Origin of the sequence: Nocardia fusca NBRC 14340, assembly GCF_001618425.1 — a bacterium.
GTDB lineage: Bacteria > Actinomycetota > Actinomycetes > Mycobacteriales > Mycobacteriaceae > Nocardia > Nocardia fusca.
The window spans coordinates 60,124-80,055 of sequence record NZ_BDCU01000055.1 but is presented as its reverse complement, the minus strand read 5'-3'; the positions used below and the strand labels follow the sequence as shown (position 1 = coordinate 80,055).

The window sequence follows — 19,932 nt, the reverse complement described above, 5'->3', positions numbered from 1 at the left end:
CATGGTGACAATGTCCGCAGCCGAGGCGTCACGCAACTTCTCTGCTGTGCTCAGCCGTGCTGAGCAGGGTGAGACGATTCGTATCGTCCGGCATGGCCGAACCGTCGCAACCGTGACGCCGCCCGCGACGAGTACGGGCCGTTCGTTGCGGCTCGCGTTGGAGGAATCCGACGTACCACCGTTCGACGACGACTACGCATCCGATATCGCGGCGGGGCTCGCCATGGTGTCCGACGATATGGAGGACCCGTGGGCAGGCGCTTGATTCTCGACACGGGTGTTCTGATCGCCTACGAGCGCGGCACGATCGACCGTACGGTTTACGACGCCGACGACCTCGCGATAGCCGCAGTGACGGTCGCGGAGTTCCGGGTCGGGATCGAACTTGCCGACACCGCTGAGCGAGCGGCTCAACGCTCCCGTCGACTCGCGTTGCTGCTTGCCGACCTCGATATCCTCGAGTACACCGATGCCACAGCCACTCGCCACGCCCAGCTCCTGGCACAAGTACGCCGATCGGGTAGACCCCGCGGCGCGCACGATCTGATCATCGCCGCGCACGCCGCGGAAACCGGTCGTACCGTCGTTTCCCTCGATACGAAGGCGAAGTTCGGTGATCTCGATGGCATCACAGCGATAACGCCATGATGCTGGGACGGGCGTGGGCCGACCGGCCGGACTTGACAGTCTCGCCCGAGGCCGGGGCCCCAGCCCTCCCAGCTTTTGCTGCCGACGATGAGCTCAGTGTCTGCGCGCGATCATACCGGCGGCGGCCAGTATCGGGGTCGCCGTCGCGGTGACCGCTGCCCCGAGCGGGGTATCGGTGGCTCGCATCCAGCGGACGGTCCGCATGGCCGCGGTGAGGGTTTCGCTTCCCCGTATCCGCATCTCCGCCTCGAACCGGCTGACGGCGACGGGCAGTGTGACCTCACCGGAAGCGACAACCCGCAGGTTCGCGACCAGACTCGCGGCATCGCGGATGGCGGCTCCGGCGCCCATACCGGCGGTGGGCGGGGTGGCGTGGACGGCGTCGCCGAGCGCTGTGACAGAGCCGGCGGCCCACGGGGCCAGGTCCTGGGCCCGGGTCGACGCCGCGTTGAAGCGGAAGGCGGCGATACTGCCGGGCTCGGCTCGTTCGACGACCTCGAGAGCGTGCCGGCTCCAGCCACCGCGGCCGAAAGCGGTGAGCAGCGCGGACCGCAGTGCGGTGCCGCGGAGCGTGCGCATCGCATCGGTCGCGGTGGACTCGGGAAACATCGCGCCCCAGATATAGGTCGGTCCGATGGTGACCGCTTCCCGGCCCTCGGGCGCGTCGAGCACGGCGTTGCCCACCGGGTCGAGGAAACCGATATACAGCGCCGTGGCGTGCGGGCCGATCGCCATACTCGAGCGCGTTCCGAGCCGTTGCCGCTCGGATATGCCGAGGTCTTCGGCGCCGGTCCGGCCGGAGAAACCGATTATCCCGGTGGGTTCGCTGGTGGGGCGGCCCGCCAGATACCGGGCGACCGATGAGTGGGCGCCGTCCGCGCCTACCAGGAGATCACCCCGGCACGGGGGTCCCTCGGCGAATACCGCCGACGGTTCGCCGGCCGAGGCGCGGGTGATCCCGGTGACCGTCCGGCCCAGCTGCAGGTCGGGTCCGACCGCGTCGGCCAGGATGGTCCGGAGAGTGATGCGGTCGATATCCACGCTGGGGCTGTCGCCGAGCCGCGGTCCGTACGCCAGTAGGCGCCCGCGCCGGTCCCAGAGCGCGTCCCGGTCGCGCAGCCGCAATGCCGACGCCGACCGCAAGAGTCGTTCGAAGATCTCCGGCGCGACGAGTTCCCGGAGCGCCGCCTGTGCGCGGCCGTCGAGTGTGATGTGGTAACCGCCGGTCGCCGCGACGTCGTGATCGCGATCGAAAACCGATACATCGAATTCGTGCCGGCGTAGCCCGGCGGCGAGCGCCAGGCCGCCGATTCCGCCTCCGACGATGATGATGCGCATTGTGTTCCGGCTCCTCGAGCTGATGTCGGACAATTTCCGGCCCGACACTCCCACCGGTAGTGGTCGTCGAATGTCCACTACTGTGGCCCGGTGGCCGATACCTCCCGGCGCGCACTGCGCCTGCTGTCGCTGCTCGCCACTCGACGGAGCTGGTCGCTCGGTGCCCTCGCCGCCCGGCTGGAGGTCAGTGAGCGAACCGTGCGGCGGGATATCGAAACACTGCGTTCGCTCGACTATCCGGTCGTCACGCTGCGCGGACCGGCAGGCGGCTATCGGCTCGGGGCGGGCCACACACTGCCCCCGCTGCGATTCGACGAGGACCAAGCGCTCGCGGTCGCGGTAGCGCTACAGACCGCTCCGACCACGGTGTCCGGCCTCGCCGCCGACACCGAACGGGCCCTGGAGGCACTGGAACAGGTCATGCCCGTCAGACTGCGCGCGGCTGTGGAAGCGTTGCGGCTGACGAGTTTGCAGAACTACTGGGAGTTTCCGGCGCAACCCATCGAGGCGTCCGCGTTGCAGTCAGCGGGCAGTGCCGTACGCCGTCACGAGATCCTCATCGTCGAAATCCTCGGGCCCGACGGCACCCGCACCGAGCCCGGTACCGCCGAGTTCGCTCCGGCCCGGCGCATCGAACCCCACCACCTGGTGGTCTGGGCGGGCCGGTGGTACCTGGTCGGATACGACCACGCCGACGTCGCCTGGCGGGTGCACCGACTCGACCGCCTCCACCTGCACTCGCCCACGGGTATTCGGTTCACACCCCGCGAGCTGCCCGGCGGCGATCTCGCCGGTCTGGTCATGAGCACCCACGACCGCGGGGATACCCCGGCCGCGTGGGAGTGCACCGGAAGCGCGCGGCTGAATCTGCCGGCGGAGACGGTCGCGCGCTGGGCGCCCGGTGGATCGGTTGTCGAGCACCTGGATTCCGATCACTGCCGGCTCACCGTCGGTGCCTGGTCGTGGGCCGGTGTCGCGGGACTGCTCGCCACATTCGATACCGACCTCGCCGAGGTGGAGCCCCCGGAACTGGTGGACGCCTGCCGCCGGCTGGTGCGGCGGTGGCAGGCCGTGGCCGGGAACGCCGAACCGGCGGCGCACCCGTGATCGCGGGTACGCCGAAAGCCCGGCGCGCCGCCGCCGGGAACCCGACGCGACAGCTCGGATCAGGTTTCGCGGGCGGCCTGGAGCAGAGCGTTGGCGAACTTCACCATCTGCGCCGGGCCGCCGTACCAGGCGGTGACCGCGGAGAGGACCGCGGCCCGGGCCTCGCGTGCGGCGCGGGCCACCTCCGCGGCCGACACCTCGCCCGTCTCCGCCTGTCCGGCCAGGACTTCGAGATCATCGCTCGCGGTCAGCAAACGCATGATGAGGTGGATATCTATATCGGCGCCTTCCTCGCTGCGGTTGTGCCGGGATGTGGTGTCCTCCACCGGCGCCGGGCGCCGGGCAGCCGGCAGCGCCGGTACCGGTTCCGGTGCGGGGCCCGGCAGTGCCGCCTCCGGACGGTCCGGCGCCGCGGATTTGGCGGCCTCGGCCTCGGCGGCCTCACGCGCCCGTCGGGAGCGGCGTGTTTCCAGCGGCGGTCGGGAATCGGCTCCGTCATCCGATTCCGGGGCCGGCTCGCCCGCGGCGTCGGGGACGAGGGTCAGCGGCGATACGGCCGCGGTGGTGGTTGCCGGTGCCTCCTCGGCCGGCGTGCCGGATCCGGCGTGCCGGGGATCCTCGGACTCCAGGATCCGGGTGAGCAATTCGGCCACCGGCGCGCCGGATTCGTCGCCGGGGTCGATGCCGTGCGCGGGTTCGGGCTCCAGCAGCCGGTCGAGGATGGGAGTGCCGTCCGGTGGGGCCAGCCGCGGCGGAGCGGTATGCGCGCCGGTCTCGTCGGCCGGGTCCACTTCTTCGGGCTGTGTGGCGAGCCGCAGCGCAGGTTGCTGGTCGACGTGGGCGCCGGGCTGCTCGTCGTCGGTGTCGTACCGGGCCGCCGAGCGCGGCAACCGGCGTGGGGCCGGCAGTTCGCGTTCGCTGTCCGCGGCGTCGGAGGGGTCGCCGGTCTGCGCCGGTTTCGGAAGGCTCGCGGCGTTCGCCGGAAGCGACTCGTGGGCGTTGGGCGCCACCGTGTTCGTTTCGTCGGCCGGGGCGGGGGCGTGCCGGGCCGCCGACCGCGGCAGGCGCCGGGCCGGCAGCGGTGGGGCGGCTGATCCCTCCTCGGCGCCCGGGCCGGGAGCGGTGCGGCCGCGGGTGGGCAGTCCACGCGACGGCAGTTCCGGCCGGGCGGCGGGATCGCCGTCGAGTGCGGTCTCGCGATCTTCGCTCGGAGCCCCGGACAGCGCGTGCGGATCGGTGACCGCGGACGCCGGGATCTCCTCCTGTCCGGGCGCATGCTGGTCCTCGAACGGGTTGAAAGCCTCGGCCGGTGCGCCCGATTCGGTCAGATCGAGTTTGCGGCGCCGCCCGCCGCTTTCCAGCGGGTGCGGTACCGGTTCGTCCCCGATGGAGCTGAGCCAGCTCGGCAGCGATCCCGTGTCCGCATCGCCGTAGGCATCGGGTCGCTGCGGTGTCTCGGGCGGCAGCGGATAGGCGGCCTCCAACGAACCCGACGTGGGCAATTGGGTGGTCGGGGCGGAGAACGGATCGGGTCGACCGGCCGTGGGATCGGCGGGCGGCGGCATCTCGGCCGCGTACGGCGATCCGGGCGCGGGGATTCGTGCCGAGGAGGCGAGTGCGGCCGAGCGTTCGCCGGCCTGGCCGGGGCCCGGCTGCGGAATTCGCGGCAGCGCCCCGGGATCGGTCTGTCCGGGATCGCTTCCGGGTCCGGCGCTGTGCCGGGTGGACAGCGCGGCGGTATCCGGTCCGTCGGGATCGTCGGGAGGGGCGGGGAACTGGGACGGATCCGGCGGTGAGGTACTGAAGCGGGAATCCGGTTCCTGGTTACCCGATGTCATGACGCCGACAGCGGCGGTGTCGCCGATGACTCCGGGGGTGTTCCACGCGGCGAACGGGTCCAATGCCGCCGATCCGCCGGTGCTGTGCTGGTTCTGCGCGGGAGTGGACGGTGGTGCGGGGGTCCACGTATAACCGTGATCCGGTACGGAATCGGATCGGTTCGTGGCGCCGTTCGTTCCATTCGCCGAATCGAATTCGTTCGATCCGAAGCCGGCGAAGCCCCTCGACTCGGAGTTCTGCTGCGCGCGGCCGTACTCCTCCTGGCGGCCGCGACGTTCGTCTCCGAGGCTGGCATTTTCGGCATCCATGTGCCCATTCTTACCCGCCGGGGTGGATTTCGTTCTAGTGTGCGAAGCCCATGAATGGTGCGTGAGCCGCCCGCGGTGATCAGTATTACATCCCGGCGGAGAGCGGCCGCCGCGCGGATCCGCGTCCGGGACATCCGGATACGCGGCTCTGACGTGCCCGGACGGCGGGGTGCGCGGAAACCGGCGCGCAACGGTGCACCGGAGGCCCACTGCGTGCCGGGGCTGTCGGGTCCCCTCGAAATTTTCCCGGTGGTGTCGATGGCGCAAATGAGTCTGCCCGCCGGGCTCGGCCGGCGGGTAGCTCGCCTGGGTGGTCGCGGTTCAGTGGTGCGTCGCGGCCCCGTGCATCCGGCCGGCCACCGCGGGCAGTGCTGCCACGGCGACTACGACGGTGACGATTCCGACGACCCACGACGTCCACGACGCCCCGCTGTAGTCGGTGTAGTTCATGGCCCACGGTGCGATGAACAGCAGTGCGCCGAACAGTGCCATTCCGTAGTCGGCCGCTGCCATCGCGGGCCGGTACATCTGGGCGAGTCCGGTGAGTGCGATGAGCGCTCCGAGCACGATCATCGTCCACACTGCCCGGTCGTTGGTCGCCACCCAGATCGGAGAGAGAGCGGTGAAGACACCGAGCACCACGGCCAGGAAATCCTGAGTCCGGCTTTCTGTGAACATAATGGCCTCCTGAGACTGGAAAACAGGTCCGTAGACAGGGCCTGACCTCGGTATAGCCTGTCCGGCCGGGGGCGGTCGATATCGCAACGGACACGATTGCGCGGCGAAACGATGCGCAGCGGACGCGCTTCCGCCGCGGGGCCGGCAATTCAGGCGTACCTCCCTCCGCGTTCGCTCCCCGCGTACCTTCGCATTCGCGACGGCCGGGCGGATTGAGGATGGGCTTCGCCCAGCTGTGCTTGTTAGGGTGGGCTACACAAATTTCTGTAACCTGTTTCAGGCGCGGCGCCGGGTGCCGCGGGGAGGGAGTTCGGTATGTCCGAACCGATCGTGATCGCCGGTGCCGGCCTGGCCGGATTACGCACCGCCGAGGAGTTGCGCCGCGCGGGGTACGAGGGCGAGCTGGTGTTGCTGGGTGACGAGCCGCGCGCGCCCTACGATCGCCCGCCGCTGTCCAAGCAGTTCGTCCGCGGCGAAACCACCGCGACCCCACTGCGCCCGGACGAGTTCTACGACGAGAAGAAGATCGACCTGCGTCTGGGTACGGCGGCGACCGGCGTGGACACCGATGCCAAGCAGGTGCGGCTGGCCGACGGTTCCACCGTCGCCTACGAGCACCTGATCGTCGCCACCGGGCTGCGGCCCCGGCTGCTGCCCGGCGCCGACGAGGTGACCGGGGTCCACGTACTGCGCAGCCACGACGACGCGGTCGCGATCCGGGAGGGGGTGCGCGACACCACCGCGGCCCTGGTGATCGGCGCCGGTTTCATCGGCTGTGAACTGGCCGCGAGCCTGCGCGCGCAGAACGTGCCCGTGGTGCTGGTGGAACCGCAGCCCGCCCCGCTGGCCGGGGTGCTCGGCGCGGAGCTCGGCGAACTGGTGGCCCGGTTGCACCGGGCCGAAGGTGTGGATCTGCGCTGCGGGGTCGGGGTGGCCGAACTGCTGGCCGATCCGGCGGGCCGGGTTCGGGGTGCGCGGCTGGCCGATGGGTCCGAGGTGACCGCGGACCTGGTGGTATCGGGTATCGGCTCGCGTCCGGTGACCGACTGGCTGGCCGGATCCGGGATCGAACTGGCCGAACCGGCCGCAGGTGGCGGAGTGTTCGCCGACGAGGCCGGGCGGACCAGTGTGCCCGGCGTCTGGGCGGTGGGCGATGTGGCGGCGTGGCGGACGCCCACGGGTGAACATCGCCGGATCGAGCACTGGACCAATGCCGGCGAACAGGCCAAGCTGCTGACCTGCGCCCTGCTGGGGGTGGCGGCGCCGGGTATCCCCCAGGTCCCGTACTTCTGGAGTGATCAATACGACCTGAAGTTGCAGGCGCTCGGCACGCCGCGCGCGACCGACGATATCCGCATCCTCGCCGACGACGGCCGCAAGTTCCTCGCCTACTACTTCCGCGAGGGCCGGTTGTCCGGAGTGGTGGGCGCCGGGATGACCGGTCAGGTGATGAAGATGCGCGCCAAGATCGCCGCGGCCGCCCCGGTGGAGGAATTGCTCGGCGCCACTCAATAACCTGTTGGGGTGATCGTCGCGCTCATCGATTCGGGTTTCGGGTTGCTGCCCACCGCGGCGTGGCTGCGCAAGCTGCGTCCCGATGTGGACCTGCTGTTGCAACTGGACCCGGACGGGGCGCCGTGGGGCCCCAAACCACAGGACTGGATGATCGACCGGGTGGTCGCGGCCGGCCGCGCCGCGCGTGATCTCGGCGCCGAGGTGGTCGTACTGCCGTGCAACACCGCCAGCGTGACCGCGCTCGAACACGTCCGGGCCGATCTGGGCGCCGCGATCCCCGTGGTGGGTACGGTCCCGGCGATCAAACCGGCCGCGGCGGCCTGCCGGTCGGTAGCCGTATGGGCGACCGCGGCCACTACGGCCAGCCCCTACCAGGCGGATCTGATCGCGCGGTTCGGTGGCGAGGCGAAGGTGACCGGAGTGGCCTGCCACGGACTCGCCGAAGCGGTGGACCGCGGTGATATGGCCGGGGTGCGCGCGGCGGTGGCGGACGCGGCGGCCCGGACGCCCGCCGATGTCGAGGGCGTGGTGCTGGGCTGCACCCACTACCCGCTGATCGTGGACAGCATCCTCGCCGCGCTGCCCGACGGTGTCCGGCTGTTCGACAGCGCGCAGGCCGTCGCCGCGCAGACGGTGCGGCGGATGGAGGCGCTGGGCGGCCCGACGACCGGTGACGGGACCGTACAGGTGTATCTGAGCGGGCGGCCCGGAGTGCTGCCGCCCGGTGCGGCCGCGTACGAGTCCGGCCGCATCCTGGGGGCCCGGTAGGGCCGCCTGCGCGGGGTGCACGTGGTTCTCCGGCCGAGGTGAAGGGCTTGCCGTATCAGTCGATGCCGAAGGAGCCCGCGATGGTGTCGGCGACCGCGGTGACGGTGCCGCGGGCCACCGGCTGGCGCACGATCCAGGTCTGCATGGTGATCGGTGGGTCGACCAGCCGCCGCCACACCCATCCGGGCAGCAAGCGGCCCGCGGTGGTGCGGCTCAGGATCGCACCGCTCGCTCCCGTGGCGTGCAGACAGGCCCGCGCGTTCTCGGTGTAGTTGGCGAAATGCCACCGCGGCCTGATCCCGGCTTCGTGGGCCGCCGATACGAGCCGGTCGTGGCCGATGGGGACCTGGTCCCGGGCGTGCGCGAGAACTTCCATGCCGTCGAGGGCGCTCAGCGGGCAGATATCGCCGGTGAACTCGCCCTCGATTCGCGGATCGACGACGAACCCGAACGGTTCCTCGAGCACCCGGTGCCGGACCAGATCTCCCGAGGGCGGCTCATGCACGAAAGCTATATCGAGGCGTCCGGCGCGCAACTGCTGGAGTTGGACGGTGCTGGTCGCGTCGGTGAGCGAAAGGTATGCCTGGGGTACGGCCACCCGTACGGTATCGATGATTTGCCCGAGCCAGGTGGGCGGTAGGCCGGGGGCCAGGCCGATCTGCACGATCTCACGTACCGGGCCGGCCTCGCGGGCGGCGTCCTTCGCGGTATCGGCGTAGCGGAGCAGGGTGAGGACATGCTGATAGAGGGCGGTGCCGGCGGGGGTGGGCACGATACCGGCAGGTACCCGCTCGAAGAGCGGCACGCCGCATTCGCGTTCGAGCTGCTGGACCTGGCGGGTGAGGGCCGGTTGGGAGATCAGCAGTGCCTTTGCCGCCGCGGACAGCGAGCCGCGATCGAAGACTTCGACGAAATACCGTAGCTGGCGTAGCTCCATCGTTGCTCCCCATTTCGCATACCAAGCGGTATGCCATAACTTCAGGACATACCCGGGCCATCCAAGTGGCATTGGATCACGAGCCGTCCACGCGGTTGCATTGTGGTGGGCACCACAGCCGTCACGCCTCGCGGGCGCCGGTGCCCCAGCTTCACTCGAAAGGACCTCCGGTGACCGCGATATCCCCCGCAACACCCGACACCCGATATCGCTGGGTGGTGTTGACCCTCTGCTGGGCCGCTTTCACGATGACCTCGGTCGACCGGGCCACCTGGGGCCCGGCGGCGGGCTCGGTGGGCGAGGACCTCGGGGTGGCGGTCGCCGGCCTCGGTGTCTTCGCCACCACCTACTACATCGGCTACGTGATCTCCAACGCCATCGGCGGTTTCGTCGCCGACTGGCTCGGCGCGCGGATGACCGTCGGGGTGAGCATCCTGCTCTCCGGCGGGTTCATGCTCGCCTTCGGCGAGGCCGACAGCCATGCCATGGGCCTGCTCTTCCAGGCGTGTATCGGATTGTGCGCGGGTGCCGAAGTGGGCGGCGGCGTCAAACTCCTCACCAGCTGGTTCACCCCGCAGCGGCGCGGCTTGGCGATGGGCGTCTTCATGACCGCGACCTCGCTCGGGCTGGTGATCGCGAACGCGGTCGTGCCCCGGTTGATCGAATCGCACAGCTGGCGCACGTCGTATCACCTGTTCGGGCTCACATCGATCGTAGTCGGCGTCCTGTGCCTGCTCCTGCTGCGTCCCGGCCCGCTGGTGGAGGCGCGAGCCGAAACCGGTGGCCGCCCGAACCTGCGCCCGCTGCTGCGCAATCGCGGCCTGCTGTTGATCGCGCTCGCCGGGTTCGGCGCGCTGTGGGGCACCTACGGATTCATCACCTGGTCGAACCTGCTGATGGTCAAGGGCGTCGGTATCGATCCGGTGCGCGCCGGCACCGTGGTGGTGATCTTCGGCGCGGTGGCGGTCTTCTCCAAACCGCTGGTCGGCCTGGTCGGCGACGCGCTCGGGCTGAGTCGCCGGCGGCTCACTATCGCGATCCTGGCGGCCTTCGTCACCTGTCTGATCGCGTTCGGTTTCGCCACCACCGCCAACCAGTTCCTCTGGATCGCGCCGTTCCTGGGTATCACCGCCTACATCTACAGCCCGGTCATGATGGCGATGATCCCGACCCTGTCCGGGGCGGAACTCGCCGGGACGGCGACCGGTGGGGTGAACGCCTTCTGGCAGCTCGGCAGCACCATCGTGCCCGCCGTGGTCGGCCTGGTCTTCGCCGCGAGCGGCTCGTTCCAGCTGGTCTTCCTGGTCCTCGCCGCGGGTCCCTGCCTGGCGATCCTCCCCATGTACTTCATCCGCGACGCCGACAACCGCGAATCCGCGTCCGGTGCCGCCGCACCCGGCGACGGCAATGCGCTGATCCTCGCCACCAATGGAAAGGTCTGATCCCCGTATGACCCCGAGCAGTACCCACTACGACGTCATCGTCGCCGGTGGTGGATCGGCCGGTATCGCCGCGGCGGTGGGCGCCGCCCGCACCGGTGCCCGCACCCTGTTGATCGAACGCGGTCCGTGCCTGGGTGGCGCCGCGACGCTGCGCAATGTCGTCACCTACTGCGGCCTCTACACTCGCGACGACCTGCGGCAGGTCGTCTTCGGTATCGCCGACGAGGTGATATCGCGGCTGAAGGCGCGTGGCGCGGTCGGTGAGCCGCGCCGGTTCAACGCCGTCACCGTGGTCTTCGACCCGGAGAACGTGAAGGTCGTGCTGGACGAGCTGTGCCGGGAGGCAGCAGTCGATATCCGGCTGCACAGCCTGCTGATCGCCGCGCACGCCGAGGGCGACAGCATCACCGCCGTCGAGGTCGCCGATCACGAGGGCGTGCACCGGTTCACCGCCGACGCGTTCGTCGACGCCACCGGGGACGCCGATCTCGCGCACCACGCGGGCGCCGAAGTCCGTTACGGCACCGACGGCTGGGTCCAGAACGGCAGCCTCGGCGTCCGGTTCGGCGGTATCGCACCCGATGCCGACGTCACGGTGGATACCGTCGGAGCGGCCGTCCGCAGTGCCAAGGCCGCCGGTGTGGACGGTCTGCTGGCCGAGTCGGGGCTGGTCGCCCGGATGCCGGTCTCCGGCGACGTCATCATGTACCTGGTGGACGAGGGCTACGACGCCCGGTCCGCCGCCGACACCACCCGCGCCGAGATCAGCGCCCGCCGGCAGGCCCAAGCGTATCTGCCGGTGGTGCGGACGATTCCCGGCGCCGAACTCGCCTATATCGTCACCACCGGCCCGGAACTCGGCACCCGGGAATCCCGCCATATCGTCACCCGCTATCGGCTGCGTGAGACGGAGATCCTCCACCCGGACACCACCGAGAGCGCGGTCGCGATCGGGGCCTGGCCGATGGAGTACCACCCGGGCCCGGGTATCCCGTCCACCTGGAAGTTCATCGGCGAGCCCGGCTTCTATCCGATCCCGCTCGGTTGCCTGCGCAGTGTCGGCACGGACAATCTCTACGCCGCCGGGCGAACCCTCGACGGGGATCGGCAGGCCGGCGCGTCGCTGCGCGTCATGGGGACCGCCTTCGCCACCGGACACGCGGCCGGGGTCGCGGCCGCGCAGCAGGCCCGAAACGGCGAAGTCACCACCGCGAGCGTGCGCAACGAACTCCAGCGCCAAGGGGCCCGGCTACCCGAGCCCGTGCCGGTCTGAAAGGCCGGGGCGGCGGACCGGTCCCGGTGGAGGACGGCAGCCGACCGGCGAATCGCATCGTGAGGTGGCGGCGCAAACCCGCGGCCCCGAATCGTCCGGGAGTTCCGGACGACGGGGTGGCCGCCGCCGCATGCTCCTCGATCGGATGGTTCGTGTGGTGCACCGGCCACCCGATCAGCGCGCGACCGCACCGGCGATTTCTCGGCGAGCGAGTTCCTTCGGGTAGGCGATCAGAACTGGATACGCAGGTGGTCGGTGACCGGGCGGGCCTGGCAGCCCAGGATGTACCCGTTCTCGATGTCCTCGGGATCGAGGATCTCGGCGTTCGCCATCTCGACCTTGCCCTCGAGCACCGTGCAGGCGCAGGACCCGCACTCGCCCTCCTGGCAGGAGTAGGGCACATCGATGCCCTTGTCCAGCATGATGTCGACCAGGGTTTGTTTCCGCGGCCAGCTCAGGTTGTGCGTCTCCCCGTCCAGCTCGACCTCCACGGTCGCCGCGTCCGCGGCGTCCTCCTCGGAGATCTCGGCCGGGGCGGTATCGGCGAACGGGTCACCGGCGAGTGAGTTGAAGATCTCGGCGTGGGTGCGGTTGCGCGGCACCCCGAGCTGGGTGAGGGCGTCGTGCACCCCGTCCATGAAGGGCTTCGGGCCGCACATGAAGGCCGCGTACTCGGTGTAGGGCCGCAGCAGTTCGGACAGCGCGGTCACGGTCGGCAGGCCCTGCAGGGTCTCCAGCCAGTGCACCACCATCAGCCGCTGCGGGTTCTTCTCGGCCAGTTCGCGCAGTTCGGACGCGAAGATCACCGAGTCGGCGTCGCGGTTGGCGTAGAACAGCACGATCTTGCCGCTGCCCCGCGCCAGCGCGGATTTGAGAATGGACATCACCGGGGTGATACCGCTGCCCGCCGCGCACAGCAGCAGGTCCTCGTCGAGGTCATTCGGGGTGAACACCCCGGACGGCGGCAGCACCTCGAGCTGGTCGCCCGGCTTGATGTTGTCGCAGAGCCAGTTGGAGCCGTACCCGTCGCTGGTGCGTTTCACCGTGACCTTGGGCCGGTCGTCGGTGAAGGGCGAACTCGCCAGCGAATAGCAGCGCGCCACCGATCCGGTGCGGTCGCTGGGGATACGCAGGGTGAGGAACTGGCCGGGCCGGTACGCGAACTTCTCCCGCGCCTGCTCGGGGACCTCGAAGACCAGCGAGCTCGCGTCGGTGGTTTCCGCGATGACCTGAGCGACCCGCAATACGACGGATCGCGAGCCATGGGGCACTTCGACGGTGGTCATCTCGTCCTCTCGAAACACTGGTTGCCGGTGGCTTCGAGCCTACGGCAAAACTAGAACGTGTTCCAATTTTAGCCTATGCCGGCGGATTGTTGGCGGACGAGCTGACCTTCCAAACCGGAGACCAGGACGCCCACGCCGAAATCGTAGGAATACCTACCGCGCAGATCGGACAGGTGTTCCATTGCGCGGGCCACTCGTTCCGGCATCACCACATCGGGCGGGGTGTCGAGGTTGCGCGGATTCACCCGGCGGCGGCCGAACAAGTAGGTGTGGATCGTGGCGTAACCGGCCAGGACATTGCGATCATCGAACCCGGCCTCGTAGAGGATCTCCATGATCCCGGCGATCAGGTCGAGCTGTTTACCGAGCATCTGCTCGATGAGCACATCGCCCAGCCCGGGGTGCCGGCGCAGCCGTTCGTCGATCTGGGCGAGCAGATCGACCAGGCGGTCCTGCCAGGGGCCCGAGTCGGGCGGTGGTTTGCGCACCCCGGCGAGCGCCGCGGTGGCCACCAGGTCCAGTAGCTCGCGCTTGTCGGCGACGTAGTAGTACGGCGCCATCGGGGAGACGCCGAGCTCACGGGAGAGTCGCCGCATGGACAACTTCTCCACCCCGTCGGCGCGTACCACCCGAAGTGCCGCCTCGACGATCTCGGTCTCCGAGAGGGTGCTGCCGTTACCGCCCCCGCCCCCGCTCGCCTGCATTCGCACGACTCCCATTGCCACCTCTACACGTCGAGCGGCATCCGCCCGCCACGTTCTGTTCAGCTGCTTTGCCCCCGCAGTCTAAAGGTCGCGTTTCGGCGTGAACGTGCACATTACTCGAAAACAGTTCCATTTTGTCAGTGGATGACGTTATGGTGTGACCGTGGTCGCACCGGGCGACCGCGGCGTCGGCGCTGTGCCGGGGCTCACCGGCGGTATCCCCAGCGGCGCCGCGGCGGACGGGTCACCACGGCATCGAGCCGGCGCAGGCACCAATCTGTGGAGGTAGCCATGGCGGACAACCGTTCCTTCGGACCGGCCGAAACCGATCACCGCGGCCCGATCGCAACCGTCGACACCGACGCGGCCGGCACTGCGCCCGTGATCGAGGAATCGCTGATCGAAGAGGTATCCATCGACGGCATGTGCGGCGTCTACTGACCGGCGGGAGCCAATCATGCTCGATCTGGAAAACCGCTGGCAGTTGCATCCCCGGGTGGCGCTGCGGCCGGAGCCCTTCGGTGCGCTGCTCTACCACTTCGGGACCCGCAAACTGTCGTTCCTGAAGAATCCGCGGATCGTCGAGATCGTGCGTTCCCTGCCCGGGCACACCTCGGCCCGGGCGGCCGTCCGGGCCGCCGGGATCGAGGACGCGGCCGCCGCCCCGTACCTGCGGGCACTGACCGAACTGGCCGATTCGCAAATGATCCAGCGCGCGCCGGAAACGGCGGTGCTCAGCGAGCCCGCGCCCTTCACCGGGGTGGGTCCGGCCGATCCGGCCGTCCGGCTGGTCGACCGTTTCGAATCGGGGCTGGCAGCTCCGATTTGCCTCACCTGGGAACTCACCTACGCGTGCAATCTCTCGTGTGTGCACTGTCTGTCCTCGTCGGGCAGGCGCGATCCCGGTGAACTCAGCACCGAGCAGTGCAAGGCGCTGATCGACGAATTCCAGCGGATGCAGGTGTTCTACGTGAACATCGGCGGCGGTGAACCCACCGTGCGTCCGGATTTCTGGGAACTTGTCGATTACGCGACCTCGCATCAGGTCGGGGTGAAGTTCTCCACGAACGGAGTACGGATCACACCCGAGGTCGCGCAGCGGCTCGCCGCCAGCGATTATGTCGACGTCCAGATCTCGCTGGACGGTGCCGACGCCGAGGTGAACGACGCGGTCCGCGGGCCGGGTAGCTATGCCACGGCGATCCGGGCGCTGGAGAATCTCGCGAACGCCGGATTCCGGGACGCGAAATTGTCTGTGGTGGCCACCCGGCACAATATCGACCAGCTCGACCAGTTCAAGGAGATCGCGGACCGCTACGGCGCCACGCTGCGGCTCACCCGGCTGCGGCCGTCGGGGCGTGGTGCGGATGTCTGGGACGAACTGCATCCGCTTCCGGAACAGCAGCGCACGCTCTACGACTGGCTCGTCCGCAACGGCGACGGGGTGCTCACCGGAGATTCGTTCTTCCACCTCTCCGCCTACGGTCAGGCACTTCCGGGGTTGAACATGTGCGGGGCCGGTCGGGTGGTGTGCCTGGTCGATCCGCTGGGTGACGTCTACGCCTGCCCGTTCGCCATCCACGAGAAATTCCATGCCGGAAACGTGGTCACCGACGGCGGTTTCGCCACGGTGTGGCGGGAATCGGCGCTGTTCGAGGAACTGCGGGAGCCCAGCGGCGGCGGAGCCTGCGCGTCTTGTGCGCACTACGACTCCTGCCGTGGCGGGTGCATGGCGGCGAAGTTCTTCACCGGACTGCCCGCCGACGGCCCGGATCCGGAATGCGTGCAGGGCTACGGGGAAGCGGCGCTGGCCGCCACCGAGCGGGTGATCCCGCGTCCGGCGGTGGACCATTCGCGTAAGAGTGCCCCGCGCCGATCGCGCTCCGGGGGCCCCGTTCCGCTGACGCTGTTGCCGCCGGCGCGGCGTCCGGCGCGCGCGTGCGACGAGAGTCCGCTCGTGTGAGCACCTTCCGGAAAGCCGCCCGGAGCGACGATAGCCAGACCGTTGCTCCGGGCGGCTTTTCATACCCGTGCTCCTGCGGTGGTGATTCATTTCATGCCCGAACTCCCGGTGATTCCGGGAATTTCTCCGGCTCGAAACACTTTTTCCCGGACTGCTGATGTCTTGTATCGAATCGGCAGTTACCATCCGTGGAATGCGCAATGATCGCCTGCCCGACGGATTCGGGGTGCGGATCGACCCACGGGTACGCGCATACTCGGGGGGTCGAATCCTTATCGGAGGTTCACCTGCCCGGTTGCTGCGCCTGGCTCCCGAGGCCGCCGAAATGATCGGTGACGGCTATCTCGAGGTGAACAGCCCGCAATCGGCAGTGGTTGCCAGACGGCTACTGGATTCCGGGGTGGCCAATCCCCGGCCGCGGCTGTTGCCGTCGCCGGAGGACGTGACAATCATTGTCCCGCTGCACAACAATCCCGGCGGGCTGGATCGGCTGCTGGCCGCGTTGCGCGGTCATACGGTGATCGTGGTCGACGACGGTTCCGACGACGAGGTGCGGATCGCCGACGAGCACACCGGCCGCTGCCGGGTGAAAGTGCTGCGGCACGAACGGCGCCGCGGTCCGGCCGCGGCCCGCAACACCGGCCTGCGGGCGGCGACGACCCAGTTCGTGGCCTTTCTCGACTCCGACGTGGTACCGCGCAGCGGATGGCTCGAAGTGATGCTCGGGCATTTCAGCGACCCTCAGGTCGCCCTGGTCGCGCCGCGGATCGTGGCGCTCGACCCGGAGACCAATACGCTGGCGCGCTACGAGCACGCCCGCTCCTCACTGGACCTGGGCCGTCGCGAATCGGCGGTGCAATCGCGCGGGGTGGTGTCCTATGTGCCCAGCGCGGCGCTGCTGGTGCGCCGCTCGGTGCTGGAGGCCGAGGGCGGTTTCGACGAGACCATGCAGGTCGCCGAGGATGTGGACCTGTGCTGGCGCCTCGAACGCTCGGGTTGGCGGGCCCGCTACGAACCGGCCGCGCATGTGGCCCACGATCACCGGGTGTCGTTCCGGGACTGGTTCCGCCGCAAGATGTTCTACGGCACCGGCGCCGCCCCGCTCAGCGACCGGCACGCGGGAATGGTGTCGCCGCTGCAGGTACCGAAATGGACCGCGGCGGCGGCTGTGCTGCTGGCGACCCGGACCCGCTGGGGTGCGCTGGGCGCCGGACTCACGCTGCTGCTGCCGTTGCGCCGGTTGCGGCGCGCGTTCGCCGGCGTCGACAACCCGACCGGTGTCGCGGCGATCTACGTGGCCCGCGGATTCTTCGCCGGTCTGTGGCGGATCGCCTCGGCCATGTGCCGGCACTACTGGCCGATAACCCTGGCCGCCATGCTGTTCTCCCGCCGGATAAGAAAGATCGCACTGTCGCTGGCGGTGGCCGAGGGCGCGGTCGACTGGTACACCCATCGCGAGCCGGGCGGACTGGATCCGCTGCGCTATATCGCGTTCCGGCGGGTCGACGATATCGGCTACGGCACCGGCCTGTGGCTGGGCGCGATCCGGGCGGGCAGCCCCGCCGCCCTCAAACCGACCGCCCCGCCCCAGTAGCCCGAGCAGGTCACCCCGCATGGTGGATACGCTGATCATCGGCGCCGGGACCGCCGGATGTGTGCTCGCCGCCCGGCTCAGCGAGGATCCGGGACATACCGTGCGGGTGGTGGAGGCCGGGAGTCACTGGGCTTCGGCCGACGACTTCCCACCCGAACTCGCCGACAGTGCCGACCTGCCGCTCGGTGATCAGGCGGCCTGGCTGTGGCGATATTCCGTAGCCCTGACGCCGGACCGGCCGGGCACCATCGTGCGCGGTCGCGGTATCGGCGGTTCGGGGTCGGTGAACGGGTCCTATTTCATCCGGGCCGCAGCGCGGGATTTCGCGGCGTGGAGCGGGGAAGTGGGTACCCGCTCCTGGGACTTCGAGTCGGTGCTGCCGTATTTTCGTGCGCTGGAGAACGATCACGACTACGGGGATCACCCCGGCCACGGCCGGGCGGGGCCGGTCCCGGTGCGCCGGACGCGCTCACCCACGCGCCTTGTCGAGGAGTTCGGCACGGCCTGCCGGGAACTCGGATTCGGTGAGGTGGCGGACTGGAACGCGCTGCCCGGCGGCCCCGAATCGGGGGTCGGCCCGGTGCCGTGCACGGTCGGGCCGCCCGACGGCTCCGGACGGCGTCATCGGATAGGGCCCGCGCATTCCTATCTGCTGCCGGCGCTGTCGCGTCCCAATCTGACGGTGCAGGGTGAAACCCTGGTGACGCGACTGCGTTTCCACGGCGGCCGGGTGGTCGGCGCCGACTGCCGCCACGGCGGCGAACCGGAGACGATCCGGGCCGACCGGGTGGTGCTGTGCGCGGGCGCGATCGAATCGGCGGCGCTGCTGCTGCGTTCCGGTATCGGACCGGCTGCCGAGTCGACGGCGCTGGGTATTCCGGTGGTCGTCGACGCACCCGTCGGGCGATGGCTCACCGATCATCCCGAAATCGGGATCGATTACCGGCATCCGGCGCCCGCGGGCCGGTCCGTCCCCCTGGAATACGTCCTGGAGTTCGACGATATCGAGATCCGCCCCTACACGGTCGCGTTCACACCGGGGGTGTACCGAATGGGCGTGACCCTGATGCGGCCCACCAGTGCGGGCAGCATCGCGCTGACCGCGGCCGATCCGCTGGCCGCGCCGCGGATCGAGCACGGCTACCTCGGGACCGGAACCGACCGGACCCGGTTGCGCAACGCGGTGGAACTCACCGGGCAGCTCCTCGGGGCCATGGCGGCCGAACCGGTGGGGTCCGCCGGCCCGGTTTCGGATCGGTGGCTGTACGACCGTCTCGGTACCTCGCAGCATCTCGGGGGTACCTGCCGGATGGGACGCGCCGACGATCCGCGGGCGGTGGTCGACGAGCGATTCCGGGTGCACGGGGTGGACGGGCTGTCGGTGGTGGATCTGTCCGTGGTGCCGGTACCACTGAGCCGAGGTCCGCAGGCGACCGTCGTGCTGCTGGCGGAACGGGCCACCGCCGAGCTGCGCTGAATCCACGGCCCCCATCGATCACCTGCCTATACGCTCCCGCAGCGCCTTTCGGACCATGGAGCAGTCGATGGTGCGCTAATCGGTGGCGAACTCGCTCGGCCCGGCTGCCCGGCAGCCCGCGAGGGCCCGGATCTCCCACTGGCGCCGCCGTGGCCGGTGCGGTACTTTCCACCGGTGCGATTCGCCGGTCGGTGATCAGGACGGCCCCGTGCAGACATCCGGACCCTGCCCGGCACCCGGGAGCGAATCGCCGCCACCGAGGTATAGCCGAACGCTATCGGCGTACCCCCACTGCCTGCGCCGGGCCAACCGGTGTGGTAGGTGAGCTGTATCGGTCGGGGATACAGCTCACCGGGGTCGGCCCGTCGAAATATCAAGCGGCACCGTGCAATATTGCATCCCCATTTTCGACACCCCGGCCCGATCTCCCGGGAATCCGACCGCGAGCTTGTACTCTGGTCCCTCGGGTGGCCCGCTGCGGCAACGTGATCCGGCCACCCGAGAATCCGCACCCGGCGCCGGACACGGGGAAGGTACGGCGCCGGTGCGGAAGACTCAGCGAACTCCCCGCGACCCACAATTACCGACTTCGGTCGACTCTGTCACACCGATCAATTGCTGGACATCGGTCTCGCCGGTCCGGCGAAGTACACGTGTCGCGCCAGGAAGTTCCGGCCGGTCAACCATCTCGATCTCGGCGCTGAGCGGCGTTCCGACCTGCATGCGCGGTTTTCGGCTCCGACCGGAGAAGGCCGCGGGAACGAGCATGAGGTTCGATTTATGTAGAAGAAATCTACGTAGAAGTTTTCTACATAAATCGCAGTGCCCTGTAAGGGTGGTTCATCAGCGCTGCGGGCACAGGGTCGGTCGACCTGCGACCAGCACGGCCGTCGAGGGGCCCGCGGGTTCGTAGCGTCAACGGGCCGGTTCCTCACCCCCGGACACGGGGATGCGTGCGGTTGCATGGCCGGTGCCGATACAGCCTTTGATGTATCGCGGGCTCTTGTCGGCCGAAACCATGGGAACGTCGATAGGTCAGGGTTCTCGGTACAGGC

17 protein-coding genes are annotated in these 19,932 nt (G+C 69.3%); 11 read left to right on the top strand and 6 right to left on the bottom strand.

The window, feature by feature from the left end; all coding sequences use genetic code 11:
- The first annotated feature begins 1 nt into the window (after position 1).
- Positions 2 to 265: a type II toxin-antitoxin system Phd/YefM family antitoxin gene (locus NF4_RS36125; protein ID WP_063814769.1), complete on the top strand. Its 264-nt coding sequence runs from the start codon at positions 2 to 4 to the stop codon at positions 263 to 265.
- Positions 250 to 648 (top strand): PIN domain-containing protein, encoded by a 399-nt coding sequence (locus NF4_RS32225; RefSeq protein WP_063131172.1) that lies wholly within the window; start codon positions 250 to 252, stop codon positions 646 to 648. The genes NF4_RS36125 and NF4_RS32225 overlap by 16 nt, the downstream gene beginning before the upstream one ends.
- Before the next feature lie 93 nt (positions 649 to 741).
- Here NF4_RS32225 and NF4_RS32220 read toward each other — a convergent pair whose 3' ends face one another.
- The gene (locus NF4_RS32220; protein WP_063131171.1) at positions 742 to 1,986 is read right to left on the bottom strand and encodes an FAD-dependent oxidoreductase; all 1,245 of its coding nucleotides are present in this window, start codon (positions 1,984 to 1,986) and stop codon (positions 742 to 744) included.
- Between the two features lie 90 nt (positions 1,987 to 2,076).
- On the opposite strand from NF4_RS32220, the gene NF4_RS32215 reads away from it, so the two are divergent.
- Positions 2,077 to 3,093 carry a helix-turn-helix transcriptional regulator gene (locus NF4_RS32215; protein ID WP_063131170.1) on the top strand — a complete coding sequence of 339 codons (1,017 nt, stop codon included), beginning with the start codon at positions 2,077 to 2,079 and terminating at the stop codon, positions 3,091 to 3,093.
- A gap of 59 nt (positions 3,094 to 3,152) precedes the next feature.
- Here the strand turns inward: NF4_RS32215 and NF4_RS32210 are convergent, their stop codons facing one another.
- Positions 3,153 to 5,240 carry a hypothetical protein gene (locus NF4_RS32210; RefSeq protein ID WP_063131169.1) on the bottom strand — a complete coding sequence of 696 codons (2,088 nt, stop codon included), beginning with the start codon at positions 5,238 to 5,240 and terminating at the stop codon, positions 3,153 to 3,155.
- Positions 5,241 to 5,561: 321 nt separating this feature from the next.
- Positions 5,562 to 5,918, bottom strand: a complete 357-nt coding sequence (locus NF4_RS32205) for an SPW repeat domain-containing protein (RefSeq protein ID WP_063131168.1) — start codon at positions 5,916 to 5,918, stop codon at positions 5,562 to 5,564.
- 315 nt (positions 5,919 to 6,233) lie between these two features.
- On the opposite strand from NF4_RS32205, the gene NF4_RS32200 reads away from it, so the two are divergent.
- A complete protein-coding gene (locus NF4_RS32200) occupies positions 6,234 to 7,433 on the top strand; it encodes an NAD(P)/FAD-dependent oxidoreductase (RefSeq protein ID WP_063131167.1) in 1,200 nt (399 codons plus the stop codon).
- A 9-nt stretch (positions 7,434 to 7,442) separates the two neighbouring features.
- Positions 7,443 to 8,201, top strand: coding sequence for a glutamate racemase (locus NF4_RS32195; protein WP_063131166.1), 759 nt, complete (start codon positions 7,443 to 7,445; stop codon positions 8,199 to 8,201).
- Between the two features lie 55 nt (positions 8,202 to 8,256).
- Here NF4_RS32195 and NF4_RS32190 read toward each other — a convergent pair whose 3' ends face one another.
- On the bottom strand, positions 8,257 to 9,138 hold the full coding sequence (locus tag NF4_RS32190) for a LysR family transcriptional regulator (RefSeq protein WP_063131165.1): 882 nt from the start codon (positions 9,136 to 9,138) through the stop codon (positions 8,257 to 8,259).
- A 170-nt stretch (positions 9,139 to 9,308) separates the two neighbouring features.
- Here NF4_RS32190 and NF4_RS32185 point away from each other — a divergent pair, with 170 nt between their 5' ends.
- Complete coding sequence (locus NF4_RS32185) at positions 9,309 to 10,580, top strand: MFS transporter (protein WP_063131164.1); 1,272 nt, start codon at positions 9,309 to 9,311, stop codon at positions 10,578 to 10,580.
- Between the two features lie 7 nt (positions 10,581 to 10,587).
- On the top strand, positions 10,588 to 11,853 hold the full coding sequence (locus tag NF4_RS32180) for an FAD-dependent oxidoreductase (protein WP_063131163.1): 1,266 nt from the start codon (positions 10,588 to 10,590) through the stop codon (positions 11,851 to 11,853).
- A gap of 230 nt (positions 11,854 to 12,083) precedes the next feature.
- Here the strand turns inward: NF4_RS32180 and NF4_RS32175 are convergent, their stop codons facing one another.
- Complete coding sequence (locus NF4_RS32175) at positions 12,084 to 13,139, bottom strand: ferredoxin--NADP reductase (protein WP_063131162.1); 1,056 nt, start codon at positions 13,137 to 13,139, stop codon at positions 12,084 to 12,086.
- A gap of 68 nt (positions 13,140 to 13,207) precedes the next feature.
- Positions 13,208 to 13,858 carry a mycofactocin system transcriptional regulator MftR2 gene (gene mftR2, locus NF4_RS32170; RefSeq protein WP_232330748.1) on the bottom strand — a complete coding sequence of 217 codons (651 nt, stop codon included), beginning with the start codon at positions 13,856 to 13,858 and terminating at the stop codon, positions 13,208 to 13,210.
- Between the two features lie 327 nt (positions 13,859 to 14,185).
- On the opposite strand from mftR2, the gene mftA reads away from it, so the two are divergent.
- The 4 genes from mftA to mftG all read left to right on the top strand — a co-directional run bounded on the left by mftA (position 14,186) and on the right by mftG (position 18,877).
- Positions 14,186 to 14,284, top strand: coding sequence for a mycofactocin precursor MftA (gene mftA / locus NF4_RS38300; protein ID WP_357986548.1), 99 nt, complete (start codon positions 14,186 to 14,188; stop codon positions 14,282 to 14,284).
- Between the two features lie 16 nt (positions 14,285 to 14,300).
- Complete coding sequence (gene mftC, locus NF4_RS32165) at positions 14,301 to 15,806, top strand: mycofactocin radical SAM maturase (RefSeq protein WP_084533727.1); 1,506 nt, start codon at positions 14,301 to 14,303, stop codon at positions 15,804 to 15,806.
- 193 nt (positions 15,807 to 15,999) lie between these two features.
- Entirely contained in the window at positions 16,000 to 17,400 is a 1,401-nt protein-coding gene (gene mftF, locus NF4_RS32160; RefSeq protein WP_063131161.1) for a mycofactocin biosynthesis glycosyltransferase MftF, read from the top strand.
- Positions 17,401 to 17,419: 19 nt separating this feature from the next.
- Positions 17,420 to 18,877, top strand: coding sequence for a mycofactocin dehydrogenase MftG (gene mftG, locus NF4_RS32155; protein WP_063131160.1), 1,458 nt, complete (start codon positions 17,420 to 17,422; stop codon positions 18,875 to 18,877).
- Positions 18,878 to 19,932: the final 1,055 nt, after the last annotated feature.

Excerpts from the sequence above, each read along its gene's own strand:
- NF4_RS32220 (WP_063131171.1), bottom strand. The coding sequence starts at position 1,986 with ATGCGCATCATCATCGTCGGAGGCGGAATCGGCGGCCTGGCGCTCGCC.
- mftG (WP_063131160.1), top strand. The coding sequence starts at position 17,420 with ATGGTGGATACGCTGATCATCGGCGCCGGGACCGCCGGATGTGTGCTC.
- NF4_RS32180 (WP_063131163.1), top strand. The coding sequence starts at position 10,588 with ATGACCCCGAGCAGTACCCACTACGACGTCATCGTCGCCGGTGGTGGA.
- NF4_RS32205 (WP_063131168.1), bottom strand. The coding sequence starts at position 5,918 with ATGTTCACAGAAAGCCGGACTCAGGATTTCCTGGCCGTGGTGCTCGGT.
- NF4_RS32190 (WP_063131165.1), bottom strand. The coding sequence starts at position 9,138 with ATGGAGCTACGCCAGCTACGGTATTTCGTCGAAGTCTTCGATCGCGGC.
- NF4_RS32175 (WP_063131162.1), bottom strand. The coding sequence starts at position 13,139 with ATGACCACCGTCGAAGTGCCCCATGGCTCGCGATCCGTCGTATTGCGG.
- NF4_RS36125 (WP_063814769.1), top strand. The coding sequence starts at position 2 with ATGGTGACAATGTCCGCAGCCGAGGCGTCACGCAACTTCTCTGCTGTG.
- mftC (WP_084533727.1), top strand. The coding sequence starts at position 14,301 with ATGCTCGATCTGGAAAACCGCTGGCAGTTGCATCCCCGGGTGGCGCTG.
- mftR2 (WP_232330748.1), bottom strand. The coding sequence starts at position 13,858 with ATGGGAGTCGTGCGAATGCAGGCGAGCGGGGGCGGGGGCGGTAACGGC.
- NF4_RS32210 (WP_063131169.1), bottom strand. The coding sequence starts at position 5,240 with ATGGATGCCGAAAATGCCAGCCTCGGAGACGAACGTCGCGGCCGCCAG.
- mftF (WP_063131161.1), top strand. The coding sequence starts at position 16,000 with ATGCGCAATGATCGCCTGCCCGACGGATTCGGGGTGCGGATCGACCCA.
- NF4_RS32200 (WP_063131167.1), top strand. The coding sequence starts at position 6,234 with ATGTCCGAACCGATCGTGATCGCCGGTGCCGGCCTGGCCGGATTACGC.